The organism is Streptomyces sp. NPDC047002, from assembly GCF_040704505.1.
Lineage (GTDB): Bacteria > Actinomycetota > Actinomycetes > Streptomycetales > Streptomycetaceae > Streptomyces.
The window spans coordinates 1-21,675 of sequence record NZ_JBEYWC010000052.1 but is presented as its reverse complement, the minus strand read 5'-3'; the positions used below and the strand labels follow the sequence as shown (position 1 = coordinate 21,675).

17 protein-coding genes and 1 pseudogene are annotated in these 21,675 nt (G+C 74.8%); 5 read left to right on the top strand and 13 right to left on the bottom strand.

The features are described from left to right. Window positions 1–51 precede the first annotated feature (51 nt). The 5 genes from AB0910_RS30405 to AB0910_RS30385 all read right to left on the bottom strand — a co-directional run bounded on the left by AB0910_RS30405 (window position 52) and on the right by AB0910_RS30385 (window position 4,412). Window positions 52–987, bottom strand: coding sequence for a LysR family transcriptional regulator (locus AB0910_RS30405; RefSeq protein WP_366747883.1), 936 nt, complete (start codon window positions 985–987; stop codon window positions 52–54). 8 nt (window positions 988–995) lie between these two features. Then, entirely contained in the window at window positions 996–2,582 is a 1,587-nt protein-coding gene (locus AB0910_RS30400; RefSeq protein ID WP_366747882.1) for a methyltransferase, read from the bottom strand. Window positions 2,583–2,634: 52 nt separating this feature from the next. After that, window positions 2,635–3,207 carry a small secreted protein gene (locus AB0910_RS30395; protein WP_366747881.1) on the bottom strand — a complete coding sequence of 191 codons (573 nt, stop codon included), beginning with the start codon at window positions 3,205–3,207 and terminating at the stop codon, window positions 2,635–2,637. Between the two features lie 296 nt (window positions 3,208–3,503). Further along, window positions 3,504–3,938, bottom strand: a complete 435-nt coding sequence (locus AB0910_RS30390; RefSeq protein ID WP_366747880.1) for an ATP-binding protein — start codon at window positions 3,936–3,938, stop codon at window positions 3,504–3,506. Window positions 3,939–4,058: 120 nt separating this feature from the next. Next, entirely contained in the window at window positions 4,059–4,412 is a 354-nt protein-coding gene (locus AB0910_RS30385) for an STAS domain-containing protein (RefSeq protein ID WP_003967428.1), read from the bottom strand. A 79-nt stretch (window positions 4,413–4,491) separates the two neighbouring features. Between AB0910_RS30385 and AB0910_RS30380 the strand changes: the two genes are divergently transcribed. Beyond that, window positions 4,492–7,230 carry a DEAD/DEAH box helicase gene (locus AB0910_RS30380; RefSeq protein WP_366747879.1) on the top strand — a complete coding sequence of 913 codons (2,739 nt, stop codon included), beginning with the start codon at window positions 4,492–4,494 and terminating at the stop codon, window positions 7,228–7,230. 97 nt (window positions 7,231–7,327) lie between these two features. Here AB0910_RS30380 and AB0910_RS30375 read toward each other — a convergent pair. From AB0910_RS30375 to ssd, 7 genes and pseudogenes are all read right to left on the bottom strand, one after another. Continuing rightward, a pseudogene (locus AB0910_RS30375) lies at window positions 7,328–7,690 on the bottom strand (Rv3654c family TadE-like protein); the annotation flags it as partial. Further along, window positions 7,687–8,061 (bottom strand): TadE family type IV pilus minor pilin, encoded by a 375-nt coding sequence (locus tag AB0910_RS30370; RefSeq protein WP_366747878.1) that lies wholly within the window; start codon window positions 8,059–8,061, stop codon window positions 7,687–7,689. The pseudogene AB0910_RS30375 and the gene AB0910_RS30370, both read right to left, overlap by 4 nt. Then, a complete protein-coding gene (locus AB0910_RS30365; protein WP_366747893.1) occupies window positions 8,048–8,275 on the bottom strand; it encodes a DUF4244 domain-containing protein in 228 nt (75 codons plus the stop codon). The genes AB0910_RS30370 and AB0910_RS30365 overlap by 14 nt, the downstream gene beginning before the upstream one ends. A 122-nt stretch (window positions 8,276–8,397) precedes the next feature. Further along, window positions 8,398–9,171 (bottom strand): type II secretion system F family protein, encoded by a 774-nt coding sequence (locus tag AB0910_RS30360; RefSeq protein WP_366747892.1) that lies wholly within the window; start codon window positions 9,169–9,171, stop codon window positions 8,398–8,400. A gap of 5 nt (window positions 9,172–9,176) precedes the next feature. Further along, entirely contained in the window at window positions 9,177–10,043 is an 867-nt protein-coding gene (locus AB0910_RS30355) for a type II secretion system F family protein (protein WP_366747877.1), read from the bottom strand. Window positions 10,044–10,048: 5 nt separating this feature from the next. Further along, on the bottom strand, window positions 10,049–11,218 hold the full coding sequence (locus tag AB0910_RS30350) for a TadA family conjugal transfer-associated ATPase (protein ID WP_366747876.1): 1,170 nt from the start codon (window positions 11,216–11,218) through the stop codon (window positions 10,049–10,051). Continuing rightward, window positions 11,215–12,402 (bottom strand): septum site-determining protein Ssd, encoded by a 1,188-nt coding sequence (gene ssd / locus AB0910_RS30345; protein ID WP_366747875.1) that lies wholly within the window; start codon window positions 12,400–12,402, stop codon window positions 11,215–11,217. The genes AB0910_RS30350 and ssd overlap by 4 nt, the downstream gene beginning before the upstream one ends. A 572-nt stretch (window positions 12,403–12,974) precedes the next feature. Between ssd and AB0910_RS30340 the strand changes: the two genes are divergently transcribed. Continuing rightward, entirely contained in the window at window positions 12,975–13,820 is an 846-nt protein-coding gene (locus AB0910_RS30340; protein ID WP_366747874.1) for an HAD-IB family hydrolase, read from the top strand. A 493-nt stretch (window positions 13,821–14,313) separates the two neighbouring features. Here AB0910_RS30340 and AB0910_RS30335 read toward each other — a convergent pair whose 3' ends face one another. Beyond that, complete coding sequence (locus AB0910_RS30335) at window positions 14,314–15,216, bottom strand: oxidoreductase (RefSeq protein WP_366747873.1); 903 nt, start codon at window positions 15,214–15,216, stop codon at window positions 14,314–14,316. Between the two features lie 102 nt (window positions 15,217–15,318). Between AB0910_RS30335 and AB0910_RS30330 the strand changes: the two genes are divergently transcribed. The 3 genes from AB0910_RS30330 to acs all read left to right on the top strand — a co-directional run bounded on the left by AB0910_RS30330 (window position 15,319) and on the right by acs (window position 21,492). Continuing rightward, window positions 15,319–16,305: an ATP-binding protein gene (locus tag AB0910_RS30330; RefSeq protein ID WP_366747872.1), complete on the top strand. Its 987-nt coding sequence runs from the start codon at window positions 15,319–15,321 to the stop codon at window positions 16,303–16,305. A gap of 537 nt (window positions 16,306–16,842) precedes the next feature. Further along, entirely contained in the window at window positions 16,843–19,293 is a 2,451-nt protein-coding gene (locus AB0910_RS30325) for a SulP family inorganic anion transporter (protein WP_366747891.1), read from the top strand. A 240-nt stretch (window positions 19,294–19,533) separates the two neighbouring features. Next, on the top strand, window positions 19,534–21,492 hold the full coding sequence (gene acs, locus AB0910_RS30320) for an acetate--CoA ligase (RefSeq protein ID WP_366747871.1): 1,959 nt from the start codon (window positions 19,534–19,536) through the stop codon (window positions 21,490–21,492). Window positions 21,493–21,675 lie beyond the last annotated feature (183 nt).

Genomic DNA, 21,675 nt, shown 5'->3' with positions numbered 1-21,675 from the left:
GGGACGCTAAGGGCCGACCCGTGGCCGAAACAACGACAGCGCACGCTGCAATCATTGCGGTGGCCGCAACGGTTCGCCGAGCTCCTTCCCGTGGCTCCTCGCGATGCCCGCCAGGGTGCGGACGCTCTCGTGGACGGCGCTCGTGCGCTGGTAGGCGAGGAAGATCGTGCGCCCCGCCGACGAGGGGTCCGTGATCGGCAGCCGCGCCACCCGCGGGTGCTGGTGGTTGTCCATGCCCTCGGGCACCACCGAGACCCCGATGCCCGCGCCCACCATGGACTCCACGACGAACAGGTCGTTGCCCTCGACGGTGATGCGGGGCACGAACCCGGCGCGCGCGCAGGCGTTCACCATGTGCGTACGGCTGCTCGACCCCAGCTCCATGGCGATGAACGGCCGGTCCCGCACCTCGGCGAGACCCACCTCACCGCGGCCGACGAGCGGGTCGCCCGCGGGCACCGTCAGCAGCAGCGACTCGGTGAACAGCGGCTCGACGACGATGTCGGTCTCGGTCGGCGAGAGCGAGGTGAACGCGACGTCGGCCTCGCCGCGCAGCAGCGCGGAGACCACATTGGTCGCCGAGCTCTGCCAGCAGCGGAACCGCAGCTCCGGGTGGGCGCCGAGGAGTTCGGCGAGCACGTCGGGGACGAAGCCGAGCCCGAGGGAGTAGGTGTGCGCGATCCGCAGCCTGCGGTGCGGCACCCCGGACTCGGCCCGCGTGGTGTCCACGGCGTCCAGCCTGGCCCGCAGCACCGCCTGCGCCTCGCGCACCAGCACGTGCCCGCTGTGCAGCATGCGCACCCGGCGCCCCGACTGCTCGATCAGGGCCACCCCGAGCTTCCGCTCCAGCGCGCGCACGGTGCGCTGCACGGTGGCCGCACTCACCCCCAGCTCGGCCGCCGCGTGCCCGAAGTGCTCGTTTTTGCTGAAGACCAGGAACATCTCGAAGTCGGCGAAGGTGATGTCCCCTGCGTACCCCACGTCCATGTCCGCGATTATGGGCGCGCCCCCGGGCCCCCGGGCAGGGGCCGGCCTGCCGCTGCCTCCCCCGCGGGCGCGCCTGCCGCCGCGGGCTCCAGATACCCCTCGCCGATCAGCAGGCGGATGGACTCGGGGGTGCGGTCCCTGAGCGCGACCGGGTCCTCGTCCACCAGCTGCGCGATCGCGTCGAGGATGCGGCCCGCGGTCAGGGTGCCGTCGCAGACGCCGGCGAAGCCGGCACCGACCGTGTCGACCTCCGTCGCCCTGCGCATGCCGCGGTGCTGGCGCAGCACCACGTGCTCGGGGTCCTCGGCGCCCGGCAGCCCCACCTGCTCCTGCACGACCTCGGGCGCGAGCGTGAAGCGGTCGGCGAGCAGCGCCGCGTCGTCGTGCGTGCGCAGGTAGTCCTGGCGGGCGAAGTGGGCCCGCACGGTCTCGCCGAGCGGCTGCTCCACGGGGTGCGGCCAGTCCTCCACGACGACCGAGGGGCGGTCGGACGCGGCCTTGCGCAGCGTGATCCAGCCGAAGCCGACCGCGCGGGTCCTCCTGCGGTCGAACTCGTCGAGCCAGGCCCCGTAAAGACGCTCGTACCGCTCGGGGTCGGGGCCGCCGTGCTCCCCGCTGTCGCGCAGCCACAGCTCCGCGTACTGGGTGACGTCCTGGACCTCGCGCTGCACGATCCAGGCGTCGCAGCCCTGCGGCACCCAGGAGCGCAGCCGGTCCTGCCACTCCTCGCCCTCGACGTGCTCCCAATTGGCGAGGAAGTGGGCGAAGCCGCCCTCCGCGAGGTGGTCGCCCGCCTGCCGCACCAGCGTGCGGCAGAGGTCGTCGCCCGCCATCCCGCCGTCCCTGTACGTGCGCCGCGCGGCGTCCCCCTCGGGGCCCACGGGCGAGATCACGAACGGCGGGTTCGACACGATCAGGTCGAACGCACGATCGCCCACCGGCTCGAACAGCGAGCCTTCGAGCAGCTCGGCGCCGGCCGCCCCGGAGAGCGCGAGCGTGAGCCCCGCGAACTCCAGGGCCCGCGGATTGAGGTCGGTCGCCGTGACCCTGCCCGCGTGCTGCGAGGCGTGCAGCGCCTGGATGCCCGAGCCCGTGCCGAGGTCGAGGGCCGTGCCGGCCCGCGCGCGGACCGTGAGCCCCGCGAGGGTGGTCGACGCGCCGCCGACGCCCAGCACGACGCCCGCGCCTCGCCCGCTCGCGCCCGCGGCGCCGCCGACCGCGCAGCCCAGGTCGGAGACGATGAACCAGTCCTGCCCCTCGGGCCCGCCGTACGGCCGGACGTCGACCGTCGCCCGCACGGCCCCGCCGTCCGCCTCGGCGAGCCAGCCGTCGGCCAGCGCGTCCGCGAACGGCAGCGCCGCCGCCGCGCGCTCCGCGGGCACGGCGCGCTGGAGCAGGAACAGCCGCACCAGCGTGTCGAGCCGGGACGCGCCGCCGGTGGCGCGCAGCGCGGGCACGGTCTCGCTGCGCGCGAGCGCCGCGTAGGCGGGCGCGCCGAGCAGGTCGAGCAGGCCGTCGGCGGTGAACTCCGCGGCGAGCAGGGCTTCGCGGAGCCGGGCCGCGCGGTCGGGTGCGGGAAGACTGGTGGTACTCACCCCCACATTGTGACGGGCGCCACTGACAGCGCCCGGCACCGGCCCGCCCGGCCTACGAAGCCGAGGCGGATGCGGCCCCCGAGGGGGCGCCCTTCTTGCAGCCGGGCTGCTTGGCCATGGCCTTGCCGAGGTCGCCCGACTGGAGCTTGCGCAGCGCGGAGTCGCCGCTCGACCCGATCTTGCCGAGCTGCGTCGAGACGTCGCCGAGCTGCTGCGCGAACTTCGCCTGGTCCTTGGTGTCCAGCGCGTCGACCTGCTTCTGGAGCGCCGCGTACGCGCCCGCGGTCGCGTTGAGCTCGCTGACCGCGTCCTTCTGGGTCTTCTCGCCGTCGTCCACGGGCGGCGCGCCCGCCGACTTCACCGCGGAGGCCAGCGCCCGGTAGGCCTTGGCGTTGGTCCCGAAGGCCGCCGAGTCCACCTTCTTGACGTCCTCGGGGGAGCTCGCCGTGGAGGTGGCCTTCACGATGGACTCGTTGGCGTCGGAGATGGCCTGCCGCTGCGGCTGCACCTTGTCGCAGAAGCCCTTGGCCCAGTCGTTCACCTTGCCGTCGTTGTTGCCGCACCCGGACAGCGCCAGGAGCACCACCGCACCACCGGACAGCGTGGCCGCAAGCTTCTTCTTCACCGATCGGTCCCTTCCGAGGCTCTCGGCCCCGGAACATACACGCCGCTCACCCCGCGTCAGCACCGAAGCGGACCACTCCGCACCGGTTTGACTGGTTTTGCACCACACGAGAGACACCTCACGCTACCGACGAGTACGAGCGCCCGGGCGGGCAGGAGGGACGGGTACGGACGCGGCGCAGGACACGGGGGACGGGTACGGACGCGGCGCAGGACAGGAGCGACGGGCGCGGGCGCGGCGCCGGACATGAGAAAAGAGGCCCTGGTCACAGGACCTCTCCCCGGCGCGCCGCGCCCTCAGGCCAGCGGCACCGCCGACGCGGTCGGCCAGCTCATCCTGATCACGCCGCCCTCGGCGCCCGAGGTGACCTTCACGTCGTCGACGAGCCCGCTGATCACCGCGAGCCCCATCTCGTCCTCGCCCTCGCCGCTGTCGGCAGCGGGCCCGTCCGCACCGGATCCCGCCCCGGACGCACCGGACCCCGGCACCCCGTCACCGACCTCGATGGAGAAGGTCTTCTCCTCCTCGGTCAGCGCCACCATCACGGGGGAGGTGACGCCATGGCTGCGGTGCAGCCCCACGGCACGGCTGCACGCCTCGCCCACGGCCAGCCTGACCTCGTCGAGGACGGCCTCGTCGACTCCGGCACGCCGCGCCACGGCAGCGGCCACCAGACGGGCCGTTCTGACATGTTCCGGCTGGGCGCTGAAGCGGAGTTCAACGGTGGCCATGCGGATCCCCCTCGGACGTACGAGCGTGCACTCTCCACCACTTCCACGAGCCTGCGAACGCGGGACCCGGGCAGACGCGCCCGGCTCCCCCGTCCAATCCTCCGGAAGCCGCTGCCGACGTCAGTCGGTGGCGGCCACGGCCTCGTCCACCGTGGTGTGGATCGGGAACACCTTGGTGAGGCCCGTGATCCGGAAGATCTTGAGAATGCGCTCCTGGTTGCAGACGAGACGCAGCGAGCCCTCGTGCGCGCGCACCCTCTTCAGGCCGCCCACGAGCACGCCGAGCCCGGTCGAGTCGAGGAAGTCCACGCCCTCCATGTCGACGACCAGGTGGTAGCTGCCGTCGTTCACCAACTCCACCAACTGCTCGCGCAGCTTGGGCGCGGTATACACATCAATCTCGCCACCGACCTCGACGACCGTGCGGTCGCCTCCTGGGCCGGACACGTTGCGAGTCGACAGGGACAGGTCCACGGATCCTCCAGCACCTTGCTATCGAGCGGTCGCCCCTCGGGTCTCCCCGACGGAGCCAGGGGACGTATCGCCAGCCGCGATGGCATTCAATCACTTACCAGCAGCCATGCACGACGCCTTGGGGCCATTGTCCCGCACGCCAGTGACACACTCGATGCCGATGGCCAGGAATCACCACCCCAGTGGACCCGCCCGGAGCGGGGAAGACCGCCCCACGCCGGACGCGGTCCTCGACCGGCTCGCCGCCGCGGCGGGCCGGGCTGCGCGCATCACCCATACGGAGCACCTGCCCCCGCGACCGGGACGTCATGCGGTCTGGCCCGATCGCATTCGCAGCGAGGTCGTCGCGGCGATCCAGGCGGCCGGGATCGGCCATCCGTGGGCCCACCAGGCCGAGGCGGCCGAGCACGCGCTCGACGGCGAGTCCGTGGTGATCGCCACCGGCACGGCGTCCGGCAAGTCACTCGCCTACCTCGCACCCGTCCTGACCACCCTCCTCGACGGCTCGGAAGCGCCGAACGGCCGGGGCGCCACCGCCCTGTACCTGGCGCCCACCAAGGCGCTCGCCGCCGACCAGCGCCGCGCCGTGCGCGAGCTGGCGGCGCCGCTCGGCACGGCCGTGCGCCCCGCCGTGTACGACGGCGACACCCCCGTCGAGGAGCGCGAGTGGGTGCGCCAGTACGCGAACTACGTCCTGACCAACCCGGACATGCTGCACCGCGGGATCCTCCCGTCCCACCCGCGCTGGTCCTCCTTCCTGCGCGCCCTGCGCTACGTCGTGATCGACGAGTGCCACACCTACCGCGGCGTCTTCGGCTCGCACGTCGCCCAGGTGCTGCGGCGGCTGCGCCGCGTGTGCGCGCGCTACGGAGCGCACCCGGTCTTCCTGCTCGCCTCGGCCACCGCGGCCGACCCCGCGCTCGCCGCGGGCCGCCTCACCGGCCTGACCGTGCGCGAGGTCGCCGACGACGCCTCACCGCGGGGCGAGGTCGTCTTCGCCCTGTGGGAGCCCCCGCTCACCGACCTGCACGGCGAGAAGGGCGCGCCCGTGCGCCGCACCGCCACCGCGGAGACCGCCGACCTCCTCACCGACCTGACCGTGCAGGGCGTCCGCACCGTCGCCTTCGTACGCTCCCGGCGCGGCGCCGAGCTGATCTCCGTCATCGCCAAGGAGCGCCTGGCCGAGGTCGACCGCTCCCTGCCCGGCCGGGTCGCCGCCTACCGGGGCGGCTACCTGCCCGAGGAGCGCCGCGCCCTTGAGGCGGCCCTGCACTCGGGCGAGCTCCTCGGCCTCGCCGCCACCACCGCCCTCGAACTCGGCATCGACGTCTCCGGCCTCGACGCCGTCCTGATCACCGGCTACCCGGGCACCCGCGCCTCCCTGTGGCAGCAGGCGGGCCGCGCGGGACGGTCGGGGCAGGGCGCCCTCGCCGTGCTGGTGGCCAGGGACGACCCGCTCGACACCTTCCTCGTCCACCATCCTGAGGCGCTGTTCAGGCAGCCCGTCGAGTCGACCGTCCTCGACCCTGACAACCCGTACGTGCTCGCCCCCCACCTGTGCGCGGCCGCCGCCGAACTGCCCCTCACGGAGGACGACCTGCCGCTGTTCGGCCCGGCGACGGCGAAGCTGCTGCCGCAGCTGGAGTCGGCCGCGCTGCTGCGCCGCCGCTCCTCCGGCTGGTACTGGACGCAGCGCAGGCGCGCGGCCGACCTCGCGGACATCCGCGGCGGGGGCGGCAGCCCCGTCCAGGTCGTGGAGGCCGGCACGGGACGGCTGCTCGGCACGGTCGACGAGGCCGCGGCCCACACCGCCGTGCACGACGGCGCGGTCCACCTCCACCAGGGCCGCACGTACCTGGTGAAGCACCTGGACCTGGCCGACTCCGTCGCCCTGGTCGAGCAGGCCGACCCGCCGTACTCGACGACGGCACGCGACACCACCGCGATCTCCGTGCTGGAGACCGAGACCGAGGTCCCGTGGGGCGGCGGGCGCCTCTGCTACGGCTCCGTCGAGGTCACCAACCAGGTCGTCTCCTTCCTCAGACGCCGTCTGATCACCGGCGAGGTGCTCGGCGAGAGCAAGCTCGACCTGCCGCCGCGCACGCTGCGCACCCGCGCCGTGTGGTGGACGGTCACCGAGGACCAGCTCGACGCCGCCCGCGTCAACCCCGAGCAGCTCGGCGGCGCCCTGCACGCCGCGGAACACGCCTCCATCGGGCTCCTCCCTCTCTTCGCCACCTGCGACCGCTGGGACATCGGCGGCGTCTCGATCCCGCTCCACCCGGACACGCTGCTGCCCACGGTCTTCGTCTACGACGGCCACCCGGGCGGCGCGGGCTTCGCCGAGCGCGCCTTCCACACGGCCCGCGCCTGGCTGACCGCCACCCGCGAGGTCATCGCCTCCTGCGAGTGCGAGGCCGGCTGCCCGTCCTGCATCCAGTCGCCCAAGTGCGGCAACGGCAACGACCCCCTGCACAAGCGCGCCGCGGTCCGCCTCCTCACAGAACTCCTCAAACACGCCCCCGAGACCCCCGAGGTCTCCGCGGTCCCCGAAACTCCCGAGGACTCCGCGGCCGTCCCTACGGGCCCTGCAGGCCCCGGGGACCCCGCGCAGCCCGTGGGCGCCCCGGCCTCCCACGAAGCCCCTCGGGTCCCCGCTCCGTCCCAGGAGCCTCCGCCCTCGACCCCACCGGTCACGGCCCCGCAGGCCCCGCAGGCCCCGCGTGCCCTGCGTGCCCCGCGGACTCCGGCCCCGCAGGCTTCGGCTCCGCCGCCCCCGCAGGCCCCTGACCCGCAGGTGCCGGGACCACCGGCCTAGGGTCCGCCCCCGGCCCGCCGCCCACGGCACCGGGCGCCGAGGCACCCCCGGTCCCCGGGCCCGCTGCCGGGGCGAGCGGGGTGCCGGGGCCCGCGCGGGCTCTGACATGGGGGGCGTACGGACCGACCCTGGCGACCGCCGTCACCTCCGCGACCGGCCCCTCCACCGCGCACGCCGCAAGCCGGGTGGCCTGGGCCGCCGCGACCCGTTCCGCCAGGCGGCAGGCGGACGCGGCGCCGTACGGTGCCGCGTCGGCCGCTGCCAGCGCCGCGAGATCGGCGGCGGCCCCGGCGCGGTGCCGCGCCGCCACCGCCTGGCCGAGCGCGAGCAGCACCCCGAACAGCGCGCAGAGCGCGCAGGCCAGCACGGCAGCCACCACGGTCGCCGCACCGCGGTCCCCCGCCGGGCCACGGGCAGGCGCCGGCCGGGGCCGGCGCCCCGCGCGGCCGTGCGGGCTCATGCGCCGCCCCCCGCCGGCGCTCCGGCGGCGGGCGCCGCGTCCTCGGCGGAGGCCACCGCCCGGGCGGTCAGCGTCAGCGCGAGCGCGCCGGGCCCCGGCGTGGGCGCCGACACCCGCACGGTCCACAGGTCGCCCGTCTTGGCGAGCCTGACCTCGGCGCCCTTCGGGGCCGCCGAGCGCGCCGCGTCGAGCGCCGCGGCCCGCGGCTCGGACCGGGCGGCCGCCCGCGCCCCGGCCCGCGCGGCGTCCACGCACTGGATCTGGGCGGCCGCCGCCGCAAGACCCCACACCAGTGCCATCGAGAAGACCACGAGCCCGGGGACGGTCACCGCCGCCTCCGCCGTGACATAGCCGCGGTCAGAACGTCGCATGGAGCGCCCGCCCGATCAGCGACTGCAGAGCGCTCTGCACCGTGGTCCCCGTGACCACCTTGTAGAGCACCGCGGCGAAGGCGCACGCGGCGATCGTGCCCATCGCGTACTCCGCCGTGGTCATGCCCGCGTCCGAGCGGGGGCGCCGTGCCCACACCGCCCTGAGCCGCGAGGCCGCCGCGTGCGCGAGCGCCCTCGTGCCGCCCGTACCCATCATGCCGTTTCTTCCCATGTCCCTTGCCTTTCGCCTTGTGCGGCGTCGCCGCTGTCGTGGATTCGTTCGGCAACTGCCGTGGTGTGTTCGTCCCGTACGCACGCCCGAGCCGCGCGCGGCCCTCAGCGCCCGCCCAGGAGCCCGGTGGCCAGGCCGAGCACCACAGGGGCCACGCCCGTGGCGAGGAACGCGGGCAGGAAGCACAGGCCGACCGGCCCTGTGATCAGCACCTGGGCGCGCTGGGCCCTGGCCGTGGCCCTCCTCGACCGCTCGGCCCGCAGGCCCTGTGCCAGCCGGGCCAGCGGTTCTGCGGCCGGGGCGCCGGTGGAGCAGGCGCGCTCCAGGCAGCGGGCGAGCCCCGCCGCGCCCGGTATTCCGCCGAACCTCCCCCAGGCGACGGCGGGTTCGCCGCCGAGCTGGATCTCGGCCGCCGCACCGGCCAGCAGGTCGCCCACCGGCCCGCCGAGCGAGGTCCCGACGGCCTCGGCCGCCTCGCGTGGGCCCGCGCCCGCCGCGGCGCACGCGGCGAGCAGGTCGGCCGCGAGCGGCAGCCGCACCGCGGCGGCCTCAGCGGCTGCGGCCCGCCGGTCCTTCCCGGGTCTCGTACGCCGCCACCGCCACAGCCCCAGCGCAGCTGCCGCGCCCGCGCAGGCCCCCGGCGCCCCGCCGACCAGGAACCACCCCGCGGTGAACACGGCGACGGGCTCGCCCCAGCGCCGCGCCAGGGCGGCGAGTTCCGGCCGGGGGCGGGGCCGTCCGCCGGTACGCTCCCCCGCGAGCAGCGCCCCCTGCCGTGTCCGCGCGGCACGCTCCCGGCGCCCCTCGGCCCACGCGGCGGCGACACAGGCGAGCGCGGCCGACGCCGCGACCGTCATCCACAGCCTGTGGAAGAACATGTCGCTCATCCCGCCTCCGCAGCGCTCACGACACGGGCCGCCCACCACAGCCCGGTCGCCTCCAGCAGGCCGCCGACCGCCAGGCAGGCGAGGCCCGCCGGGGTGTGCAGCAGGACCCGCAGCGGGCCCGCGCCCATCGCCGAGCCCAGCCCGATACCGACCACGGGCAGCAGCGCGAGCACCACCACCGTCGACCAGGCACCCGCCAACTGCGCCCGCAGCCCCTGCCGCTGGTCGCACTCGGCCCGCAACGCGCCCTCCAGCCGTTCGAGCCCGGCCGCGAGGCCGGCGCCGCCGTCCACGGCCACCCGCCAGCAGGCCGCGAGCCCGACCAGTCCGTCCGCGCCCGGCGCCCGCGCGGCCCGCCGGAGCGCGGCCGGCACATCCCCGCCGAACCGCACGGCCGCCGCAACCGACGCCTCCTCACCGCCGAGGCCCCCGGTCACCGCGGCCGCGTCCCGCAGCGCCCGCACGGGCTGCGCCCCGGCACGCACCTCACCCGCGAGCACCCCGCACAGCGCGACCACCGACTCGGCCCGCGCCTCGGCGGCCAGGCGCAGCCTGCGCGCCCGCAGCGCCCGGCGCACCAGCGGCACAGCGCACACCCCCGCGGCGAGCGGCAGCACCGACGCACCCGCCACCGCCACCAGCACGGCAGCGGGCAGGCAGAGCCACTCCCCGCCGAGCGCCCCTGCCCGGCAGCGCAGCCACGCCAGAACGCGCCGCGTCACCGGGCCAGGCGGCGCCGCGGCGCCCTCGAACCCGGCGGCGAGCGCCCACGCACGCGCCCGCAGCCGGCTCCCCCGCGCCCCGACCAGGGCCGCGCACACCGCACCAAGCAGCGCGGCCCACGCGCATTCCCCCACCGACACGCCCGTCACAGCGCACGCCCGATCAGCGCCGTCAGCCGGCCGCAGCCCCGCTCCCTGACGAACCCGTCGGGCGCCCACCGCAGCGCGGGCACCGCCACCACGAGTCCGGCCGGGTCGCGCTCCAGCACGCACACCTCCGCCACGCGCCGCTGCCCCGCACGGTCCCTTACGAGGTGGAGCACCACGGACACGGCCGCAGCCAACTGGCTGTGCAGCGCGGCCCGGTCGAGCCCGGCCGCCGTGCCGAGCGCTTCGAGACGCGCGGGCACGTCACGCGCCGCGTTGGCGTGCACCGTGCCGCATCCGCCCTCGTGTCCCGTGTTCAACGCGGCCAGCAGATCCGTCACTTCAGCGCCGCGCACCTCGCCGACCACCAGCCGGTCCGGCCTCATCCGCAGGGCCTGCCTGACGAGGTCCTTCAACGTCACCTCGCCCGCGCCCTCCTGATTGGCGGGCCGGGATTCGAGACGCACCACATGGGGGTGGTCGGGCCGAAGCTCCGCCGAGTCCTCGGCGAGCACGATCCGCTCCCGCGGCCCCACAAGACCCAGCAGGCTCGAAAGGAGCGTCGTCTTCCCCGTCCCCGTGCCGCCGCTGATGAGGAACGACAGCCCGGCCTCCACCAGCGCACGCAGTGTCTGCTGCCCGCCGGGCGGCAGGGTGCCCTCCGCCACCAGCTCGGCGAGGGAGAACGCCTTCGGCCGCACCACCCGCAGGGACAGGCACGCCGATCCGACGGCCACCGGCGGCAGCACCGCGTGCATCCTGGTGCCGTCGGGAAGCCGCGCGTCCACCCAGGGGCGCGCGTCGTCGAGGCGCCTGCCCGCGGCCGCCGCGAGCCGCTGGGCGAGCCGCCGCACCGAGGCCGCGTCGGGGAAGGCCACACCCGTGAGTTCGAGGCCGCCGCCGCGGTCGACCCACACCCGGTCGGGCGCCGAAACCAGCACATCCGTCACCTCGCCGTCCGCGAGCAGCGCGTCGAGCGGCCCCGTGCCGACCAGCTCGCTGCGCAACTCCTCTGCCGCGCCGAGCACTTCGGCGTCGCCGAGCAGCCGCCCCTGCGCCCGCAGCGCGGCCGCCACCCGGGCGGGCGTCGGCTCCGCGCCGCTCTCCGCGAGCCGCCGCCGCACGGCTTCCAGCAGGCCCGCGCCGCCGTCCCCCGCAGGCGCCGTCACGACCGGGCACCGCCTTCCGGCCCGAGCGCCCGCTCCCAGAAGGCCGAGCAGAACGCGGCGAGCGGCCCACGGGCCCGCGCCCCCGGGGGAGCGCCGCGCTCCAGCGCATCCGACAAGGCGGGCTCCTGCGGGAGTTCGCCCACGAGGGGCAGGCCGAGCGCCTCGGCGATCCAGGCGCCGTCGAGACCCGCGGGGCAGGGGCCGCGGACCACGGCGCGCAGGTCACGCAGCACCATCCGGACCCGCGACGCCACCTGCTCGGCCGCCGCGACGGCCCGCAGCTCGGCGGGCACCACCAACAGCCCGACGTCCAGTTGCGCCAGCGCCTCGGCGACCGCCTCGTCCACCCGGCGCGGCAGGTCGACCACGACGACCCCGCCGCGTCTGCGCGCGGCGGCCAGCACGGAACGCATCGCGTCCGGGCCGACGGTGACCGTCTCGCCGCGGTCCCAGCTGAGCACGCTCAGGTCGTGCAGCCGGGGCAGCGAGTCCTCAAGGGCCGTACCGGCGACGCGCCCCTTGGAGGCGGCGAAGTCGGGCCAGCGCCTGCCCTCGGCACGCTCCCCGCCGAGCAGCACGTCGAGCCCGCCGCCCAGCGGGTCGGCGTCGACGAGCATGGCCCTGCGGCCCGCCCGCGCGGCCGTGACGGCGAGCGCGCACGCCAGCGTCGACGCGCCTGCGCCGCCCCGGCCTCCGATGACGCCGACCGTGACCGCGTGCTCCGCCGCCCCCTCCGCGGCGTCGGCGAGCCGGTCGGCCAACCAGCCCTCCGCGTCCGGCAGTCGCAGCACGCACTCGGCGCCGATCTCCACGGCAAGGCGCCACACCGCCGGGTCGTCCTGCTCCCTGCCCACCAGCATCACACCGGGCCTGCGGGCCGCTCCCCTGCACCGGGCTGCCGCGTCGTCACCGACGAGGACCAGCGGCGCCTCCTCCCAACTCCCCTTTCTCTCCGGCAGCGTGTGATGCACCTCCGGCTCCGCGCCGGCCGCGGCGCACAGCCGCAACAGGTCGTCGAGCAGCCGCACATCCTCCGTCACGATCAGCGGGCGCGCACGCGCCGCGCCAGGGCCCGCGGCGCGCGGCGGCCCTTCGCCGCCGAAGTCGCCCCACCGACCCAGGTGTTCGCGCCGCTCCCACCGCCCCCGCCGGTCCTGTCCCCTCAACGCCTTGAACCCCGTCATGCCCGAGCCCCCGTATCTCTCGTCACGCGCTTCCCGCCGCGCGGATCTCTCGGCGCGCACACCCGCGCACCCGGCCCGCACACGCCGTGCGCGCCCGCCGCACCGCGGCGCCTGCCGGCGCGCCCCACAGAGCGCGCGGACCGATCCGGTATCCGCGATTCCGGCCTTGCGGACTTCGCCGCGGAATCAGGCTGCCCGACTCCGGAAAAACATGTGGATCTTGCTCGAAAGCTGTGGACAACTCGACGAATGTGAATAACTCAGTAGCTCAAAGCGGTGACATTCACCGAGCGGGCTCCCGCTACGCATCGTGACGGTGCACGCTGGGGAGAAAGAGCGCGGAGGGCAGCCGGCAGCGGCACGCGTACGCGCGCGGCACAAAGGGATGGGGGCCGAAACCGGGCCCGGACATGCGACGACCCCCGCCGGGGGGGAGAGCGGGGGTCGTCCCCACGGCCGACTCGGGGGGGGAGGAGCCGGACCGGGTTAGACACGGTCGCGAACGATCCGTGACTTCCATGGTGTACCCGAGAGCCTTCTCAGGCAAACCCACACGCCATACCTTACGCCGAATGGTGGGCGCATATGCTCGGGGCGTGGAAAACGACTACTTGCCACGTACAGCTGCCTTCTTCGACTTGGACAAGACGGTCATTGCGAAGTCGTCGACGCTGACCTTCGGCCGGTCCTTCTACCAAGGCGGCCTGATGAACCGCCGCGCCGTCCTGCGCACCGCGTACGCGCAGTTCGTCTTCCTCGCCGGGCGCGCGGACCACGACCAGATGGAGCGCATGCGGCAGTACCTCTCCGCCCTGTGCAAGGGGTGGAACGTGGCGCAGGTCAAGGAGATCGTCGCCGAGGCGCTGCACGACCTCATCGACCCGATCATCTACGACGAGGCCGCCTCGCTGATCGAGGACCACCACGCGGCCGGCAGGGACGTGGTCATCGTCTCCACCTCGGGGGCCGAAGTCGTCGAGCCCATCGGCGCGTTGCTCGGCGCCGACCGTGTCGTCGCGACCCGGATGGCGATCGGCGACGACGGCTGCTTCACGGGCGAGGTGGAGTACTACGCGTACGGGCCGACGAAGGCCGAGGCCGTGCGCGCCCTCGCCGCCTCCGAGGGGTACGAGCTGGCCCGCTGCTACGCGTACAGCGACTCCGCCACGGACGTGCCGATGCTCGCGTCGGTCGGCCACCCCTTCGCGGTCAACCCGGACCGTGCGCTGCGGCGCGAGGCGGCGAGCCGCGGCTGGCCCGTCCTCGTCTTCGACCGCCCGGTCCGGCTGCGCCAGCGGCTGCCCGCGCTCTCCCTGCCGGGGCGGCCCGGGGTGGTGGCGGCCGTCGCGCTCGCCGCCGCGGCCGTGACCGCGGGGCTCGTCTGGTACGCGTCGAACCGCAGGCGCGCCCTGGCCTGAGCCGCCCGCGGGCGCCCCGGAGACCCGCACCCGCACCCGCACCCGCACGCCAACACAAAAGGGCCGGCGCGGGAAGACCGACGCAGCAGGGTCAGCACGAAAAGGCCGGCAGAGAGCCGGCAAAGAAATGCGGCGGCGTCTTCCGACACCGCCGCCGGCACGCTCGCCGGGTTACCAAGCGTCCTTCGATATATGCGCCCATCAGGTCGGGTACTTTGCCCGTCACCTGGTGCGGCTGGCCCGTAATCGACGGGTCGACGTCGCGTGGGTGCCCGGTTGTGCGCACGCAGCCCGTGTGGCCTGTGCGTACGCGGTCGTCCTCTCGGACGTCCGTGGTCCCGCGGGCCGTTGATTCCTTTGTACTCCCGGGCCGACCGGGACGGAACCCGCCGTCCCGCTTCTTTACTTTCACCTTCAAACAGCCAGAAAGGCGACCCACCGGACGCCGCCGGGCGCCGGATCCTGCCGGTCACGCACGGCCTCGGGTGGAGCCTCAGGCGGCGCCGCGCTGGAGCGCCTCGCAGACCGCCGTCGACTCCCTGACGCCCAGCTCGACCGCGCGCCCGCAGTGGGCGATCCACGCGGCCATCCCGCCGGGGGTGGCCGACAGATAGCCCTCGAAGGCCGCGGCGTAGGCGGCCCTGCCCTGCTCGGCGTGGCCGACCTCGGCCGGGCAGATCGACTTCGGGTCCAGGCCGCTGTTGATCAGCACGACGCGTTCGGCGGCCCGTGCCACCACGCCGTTGTACGAGCCGAAGGGCCGCAGCGCGAGCAGTTCGCCGTGCACGACGGCGGCCGCGACGAGGGCAGGTGCGCCGCTCGGGGCGAGGAGCAGCCCGGTCAGCCCGTCGAGCCGGCCCGCCACCTCGTCGGGGCCCGGCAGCGGCGCCTCGGTCAGCGGCCCCACGCCCTCGTGACCCGGCGCCTCGACCACCGGCTCACCGGCGAGCCTCGGCCGCCCGACGCGCTCGTCGCCGGCGCTCACGCCGCCCGCCGCGACCAGGTGCAGCCTGGCCAGCACGCGCGTAGGGGAGTGCCGCCACACGGAGAGCAGCTGCCCCGCCTCCGCGGTCACCCGCAGCGCGGCACCCACCGTGCGCGCCTGCGGGTCCGCGCCGAAGTCGGTGCGCCGCCGCACCTCTTCCAGCTCCCAGTCGGCGCCGGACAGGGCGGCGGAGCCGCGCGCCGCGCGCAGGGCCGCCTCCGAGGTGACCTCCGTGCTGCGGCGCCGCATCACCCGGTGCCCGTAGACGCGGTCGACGGCCGCGCGGACGGACTCCACCGCGTCGGCGACCCCGGGCAGCGAGGCAAGCGCCGCCAGCGGGTCGTCGGGCCGCGGGGCCGCCGCGGGGCGGTGCGGGGTGTCGGACGGGGCGTCGGAGGCGGGCCTGCTCATAGGGAGCGAGGCTACGCGCCCCCGCCGCCGCGCCCACGGTGGAGTGGTCTTCTTCACGCAAGCCGGACACGCCGTGGAGCACATCAACTACTCTACGTAAGCATGAAGATCGCTTTCGTGGGCAAGGGCGGCAGCGGCAAGACCACGCTGTCCTCGCTTTTCATCCGCAGCCTGGCCGCGGACGGCACTCCCGTCGTCGCCGTCGACGCCGACATCAACCAGCACCTGGGCGCCGCGCTCGGCCTCACCGAGGAGGAGGCCGCCGCGCTGCCCGCGATGGGCGCGCACCTCCCCCTGATCAAGGACCACCTGCGGGGCAGCAACCCGCGCATCGCCTCGGCCGAGTCGATGATCAAGACGACGCCACCGGGCGAGGGCTCGCGGCTGCTGCGCGTGGTGGAGGACAACCCGGTCTACGACGCGTGCGCCCGCCCGGTGCGCCTCGACGGCGGCGCCGTGCGGCTGATGGCGACGGGCCCCTTCACCGAGGAGGACCTCGGCGTCGCCTGCTACCACTCCAAGGTCGGCGCGGTCGAGCTGTGCCTGAACCACCTGGTGGACGGCCCGGGCGAGTACGTCGTGGTGGACATGACGGCAGGATCCGACTCGTTCGCCTCCGGCATGTTCACCCGGTTCGACCTGACGTTCCTGGTCGCGGAGCCGACGCGGAAGGGCGTCTCCGTGTACCGGCAGTACAAGGAGTACGCCCGCGATTTCGGCGTCGCGCTGAAGGTCGTGGGCAACAAGGTGCAGGACGAGTCCGATCTGCGGTTCCTGCGGGACGAGGTCGGCGACGACCTGCTCGTCGCGCTGGCGCAGTCGGACTGGGTGCGGGCGATGGAGAAGGGCAGGCCCGCGCCGTTCGACCGGCTCGAGGAGGCGAACCGCGCCGCCCTCGACACGCTCAAGGCCGCCGCGGTGCGGTCGTACGAGCACCGCGACTGGGTCCGCTACACCCGGCAGATGGTGCACTTCCACCTGAAGAACGCGGAGAGCTGGGGCAACGCCAAGACGGGCGCCGACCTGGCGTCCCAGGTCGACCCCGCGTTCGTGCTCGGCGAGACGGCCGCGCCGGCCCGGCAGGGCTGACGGGCCCTCAGGGGCGCGTCGGCGCGGGCCCGCTTCCCGCGCGCTTCGGCGCTCGCGGCTTCTCCTGCGCGCCTCCGCACGCGCCCGCACGCCCCTGCGGATCCCTCGCACACCATCTCGGGCTCCGGCATACCGCCGGAGCCCTTAAAAGTGACTATTCACTATTGCGAGTGAATGGTTGCTCCGCCTGCCGCACGGCGGACGACAATGACTTTACACATCGTTACGGTTCGTTTGCCAATTCTTGAATCATCCCGGTCCTGTGCCGCTTCCGGCCCTGACCGATCCCGCCACTGCACGTCGTGACTCCCGGCCGCCGGACCACCGGCGCCGTGCCACCCCAGAGGAGACGGGAACATGTCGTCCGCACGCGTACCCTCAGGGCCCCCCTCGGGCCCCACGACCCGTACCGCCACCACCGCGACCGACTCGACCACCACCCACCAGCGCCCTCACGGGCCACCGTCCGCGACCGCCGCGCCCGCACCGGGCCGCGGACCTGGCGGCAAGCGCCGCCTCCGCCTCGCGGGCGCCGACGTGTCGGCGTCCGTCACCGTCTTCCTGATCGCCATCCCCATGTCGCTCGGCCTCGCCGTGGCGATGGGCGCCCCGCTCGGCGCCGCACTCCTCGCCGCCGGCGTCGGCGGCATCGTCGCCGGCGCACTCGGCGGCTCGCCCCTCCTCGTCAGCGGCCCCTCGGCGGGTCTGACCGTCGTCACCGCCGGCATGATCCAGCAGTTCGGCTGGCGCACGACCTGCGCCGTCACCGTCGGGGCCGGGCTCCTCCAGCTCCTGCTCGGGACGTTCAGGGCCGCCAGGTCCGCGCTCGCCGTCAGCCCCGCCATCGTGCACGGCACGCTCGCCGGGATCGGCGTCGCCATCGCGCTCGCCCAGCTCCATGTCGTGCTCGGCGGCTCTCCGCAGAGCTCCGCCGTCGACAACGTCCTCGCACTGCCCGGCCAACTCGCCCATGTCGGGCCGGTTTCGCCGCTCATCGGAGCGCTGACCCTGGCCGTGCTGATCCTCTGGCCGCGGCTGCCGGGCCGCGCGCGCAGGACCGTCGGGCGGGTCCCCGCCGCGCTGGTCTCGGTCGGCGCCGCGACCGCCGTCGCCGCGTTCACCGCCCCCGACCTCGCGCGCGTCGACCTGCCGTCCTGGAGCGCGCACGTCCTGCCCGCGGTGCCGAGCGGCCCCGTGCTCCCGCTGCTGACCGCCGTGCTGACGATGACGCTGGTCGCGAGCCTGGAGTCGCTGCTCTCCGCCGTCGCCGTCGACAAGCTCGCCGCCGCACGCGCCGCCGGTGCGCCGCGCACGCAGCGGCCCGACCTCGACAGGGAGCTGCGCGCGCAGGGCATCGCCAACACGCTCTCCGGGCTCCTCGGCGGACTCGCCGTCTCCGGCGGCGCCGTGCGCGGCTCGGCCAATGTGCGGGCGGGTGCCACGGGCCGCGCCTCCACGGTCCTGCACGGCGTCTGGGTGCTGCTCGCGGCCGGGCTGCTGGCCCCCGCCCTCGAATGGATCCCGCTCTCGGCGCTCGCCGCGCTGGTGATGGCGGTCGGTGTCCAGATGGTGTCGTACGCGCACATCCGCAACGTGCACAGACACCGCGAGTTCCTGGTGTACGTGGCGACGGTGGCCTCCGTGCTCCTCTTCGGCGTGCTCCAGGGCGTGGCGGTCGGCGGCGCGGTCGCGGTGGCCGTCGCGCTGCGCAGGCTGACCCGTACGCGGATCACGGTGGAGCAGCTCGGGGACGGCTACCACGTGCGTGTCAGCGGACAGTTGACGTTTCTCGCCGTCCCCCGGCTCACCCGCGTACTGCACCGGGTGCCGCAGCACGCGGCGTGCGTGGTCGAGCTCGACGGGTCGTTCATGGACCACGCCGCGTACGAGGTGCTGCACGAGTGGCAGACGGCGCAGGCCGCGCACGGCGGCATCGCGGAGTTCACCGGCGGGGCGGGCGGCCGGCTCGCCGAGCCGCCGCGCGAGCCGAGCGGCTGCTGCCGCCCCTGGACGCCGTGGCGCAACCACCACTGCGAGGAGCCGCACGCGGAGCGGGTGCGGGACCCGGACGGCGTACGGCCGCGGCGCGGCGCGCGCATTCCGCTCGCCGCCCTCGCGGCCCGCGCCCGCGCCCGCCGCCTGCCGGCACCCCTCGGCGGACAGGCGGGACACGCGGGGCAGGCCGGACAGCCGGACCACGCGGGGCAGCCGGCGCGGCCCGGCGCGCCCGCGGCCCCGGCCACCGGCGCAGGCAGGCTGGCCAGCGGGCTCAGTTCGTTCCAGCGGCACACGGCCCCCCTGGTGCGGGACGAGCTGGCGCGGCTGGCCCGCGAGGGGCAGCGGCCCTCTCAGCTGTTCCTCACCTGCTCGGACTCCCGGCTCGTCACGAGCATGATCACGGCGAGCGGCCCTGGCGACCTCTTCACCGTGCGCAACGTGGGCAATCTGGTCCCGCTGCCCGGCGCGGAGGGCGGCGACGACTCGGTGGCCGCGGCGATCGAGTACGCGGTCGACGTGCTGCGCGTCGGCTCCATCACCGTGTGCGGGCACTCGGGCTGCGGCGCCATGCAGGCGCTGCTCGCCGACGACGCCGCCCGGCAGGACGGCGGTCCGGCCGCGGCCGGACCCACCCCACTGCGCCGCTGGCTGCGGCACGGCCTGCCGAGCCTGCGGCGGATGCGCGAGCCCGGCGGCCCCGCGGCGCGGCTCTCCGCGCGGCCCGCCGCCGACACGGCCGAGGAGCTGTGCCTCGCCAATGTCGTCCAGCAGCTGGACAACCTGCGGGCCCATCCCGCCGTGGCCCGCGGGATCGCGGAGGGGACCCTGGCGCTGCACGGCATGTACTTCCACGTCGGGGAGGCCCAGGCGTATCTGCTGGACGAGCCGCACCGCGCCCTGTCCCTGCCGGATGACGCGCCCGGCGCCGACGCCCCCGTCTTCCACCGCGTGGGCACGGCCGAGACCGAGCCGGCCGGCTCCCCCGCCTGAGCCGCGGGCCGCCGGCCGCGGGCACCCCCCGGCCGACGGCGGCGCCCCCTCCCCGTGTCCCGCGGGGCGGGGGCGTTCATATGTCCGAAGGACGGGGCGAGTTGCCGCCCGGGGCGCCCCGACCCCGCCGGGGCGCTGTACCCGGTGCGCGCAGAGGTGCCAGGATCACCTGTTGACTGCGATGATCGAGCATCCCGAGAATTGGTCTAAACCAGCTGCACGTCTGCGTCAGGAGTCGCCATGAGTGAGCATCCCTCCCTCTCCAACCTGCTCAAGGAAGAACGCCGGTTCGCGCCGCCCGCGGATCTGGTCGCGCACGCGAACGTGACGGCGGACGCCTACGAACAGGCGGCGGAGGACCGGCTCGGCTTCTGGGCCGCGCAGGCGAGGCGGCTGGCCTGGGACACGGAGCCGACGCAGACGCTCGACTGGACGAACCCGCCGTTCGCGAAGTGGTTCGCCGACGGCAGGCTCAACGTCGCGTACAACTGCGTCGACCGGCACGTCGAGGCCGGCAACGGCGACCGCGTCGCGATCCACTTCGAGGGCGAGCCCGGCGACAGCCGCACCCTGACGTACGCGCAGCTCAAGGACGAGGTCTCCAAGGCGGCCAACGCGCTGCTCGAACTAGGCGTCGCCAAGGGCGACCGGGTCGCCGTCTACCTGCCGATGATCCCTGAGGCCGTCGTCGCGATGCTGGCCTGCGCCAGGATCGGCGCGCCGCACTCCGTCGTCTTCGGCGGCTTCTCTGCCGACGCCGTCGCCTCCCGCATCCAGGACGCCGACGCGAAGGTCGTCATCACCGCGGACGGCGGCTACCGCCGCGGCAAGCCGAACGCGCTGAAGCCCGCGATCGACGAGGCCGTCGCCAAGTGCCCGCAGGTCGAGCACGTGCTCGTGGTCCGCCGCACGGGCCAGGAGACCGCGTTCGACACGAGCCGCGACGTGTGGTGGCACGACATCGTGGACCGCCAGTCCGCGCAGCATACGCCGGAGGCGTTCGACGCCGAGCACCCGCTGTTCATCCTGTACACGTCCGGCACGACGGGGAAGCCGAAGGGCATCCTGCACACGTCGGGCGGCTATCTGACGCAGACGTCCTTCACCCACCACGCCGTCTTCGACCTCAAGCCGGAGACCGACGTCTACTGGTGCACCGCCGACATCGGCTGGGTCACGGGACACTCGTACATCGTCTACGGGCCGCTCGCCAACGGCGCCTCGCAGGTCATGTACGAGGGCACCCCCGACACCCCGCACCAGGGCAGGTTCTGGGAGATCGTGCAGAAGTACGGCGTGACGCTGCTGTACGCGGCGCCCACCGCGATCCGCACGTTCATGAAGTGGGGCGACGACATCCCCGCACGCCACGACCTGTCGAGCCTGCGCATCCTCGGGTCGGTCGGCGAGCCGATCAACCCGGAGGCGTGGGTCTGGTACCGCGAGAACATCGGCGGCGGGAAGACCCCGGTCGTCGACACCTGGTGGCAGACCGAGACGGGCGCCGTCATGATCTCCCCGCTGCCCGGCGTCACGGAGACCAAGCCGGGCTCCGCGCAGCGCCCGCTGCCCGGCATCTCCGCCACCGTCGTGGACGACGAGGGCAACGAGGTGCCGAACGGGGGCGGCGGCTACCTGGTCCTCACCGAGCCGTGGCCGTCGATGCTGCGCACGGTCTGGGGCGACGACCAGCGCTTCATCGACACGTACTGGTCCCGCTTCGCGGGCAGGTACTTCGCGGGCGACGGCGCCAAGAAGGACGACGACGGCGACATCTGGCTGCTCGGCCGGGTCGACGACGTCATGCTGATCTCCGGCCACAACATCTCCACCACGGAGGTCGAGTCGGCCCTCGTCTCGCACCCGAAGGTCGCCGAGGCCGCGGTCGTCGGCGCCGCGGACGAGACGACGGGCCAGGCGATCGTCGCGTTCGTCATCCTGCGCGGCTCGGCGCAGGTCGACGACGGGCTCGTCGCCGAGCTGCGCGACCACGTCGGCGCGACGCTCGGCCCGATCGCCAAGCCGAAGCGCGTGCTGCCCGTCGCCGAGCTGCCGAAGACGCGCTCCGGCAAGATCATGCGGCGGCTGCTGCGGGACGTGGCGGAGAACCGCCGGCTCGGCGACGTGACCACGCTGACCGACGCGTCCGTGATGGACCTGATCCAGAGCCAGCTGCCGTCGGCGTCGAGCGAGGACTGAGCGAGGACCGAGCAAGGACTGCGCAAGAACCGAGAGACCGCCGTCGCGGACGGCGGCCGTGCCCCGGCGGGGGTGCCGGGGCGCGGGCTCCCCGGCACGGGCACCCCGAGGATCGTCTGCCCCGCGTGCCTGACGGCCGGACAGACCGCACCCGTACCCGCCTAAAATTGATCCGGTCAACTG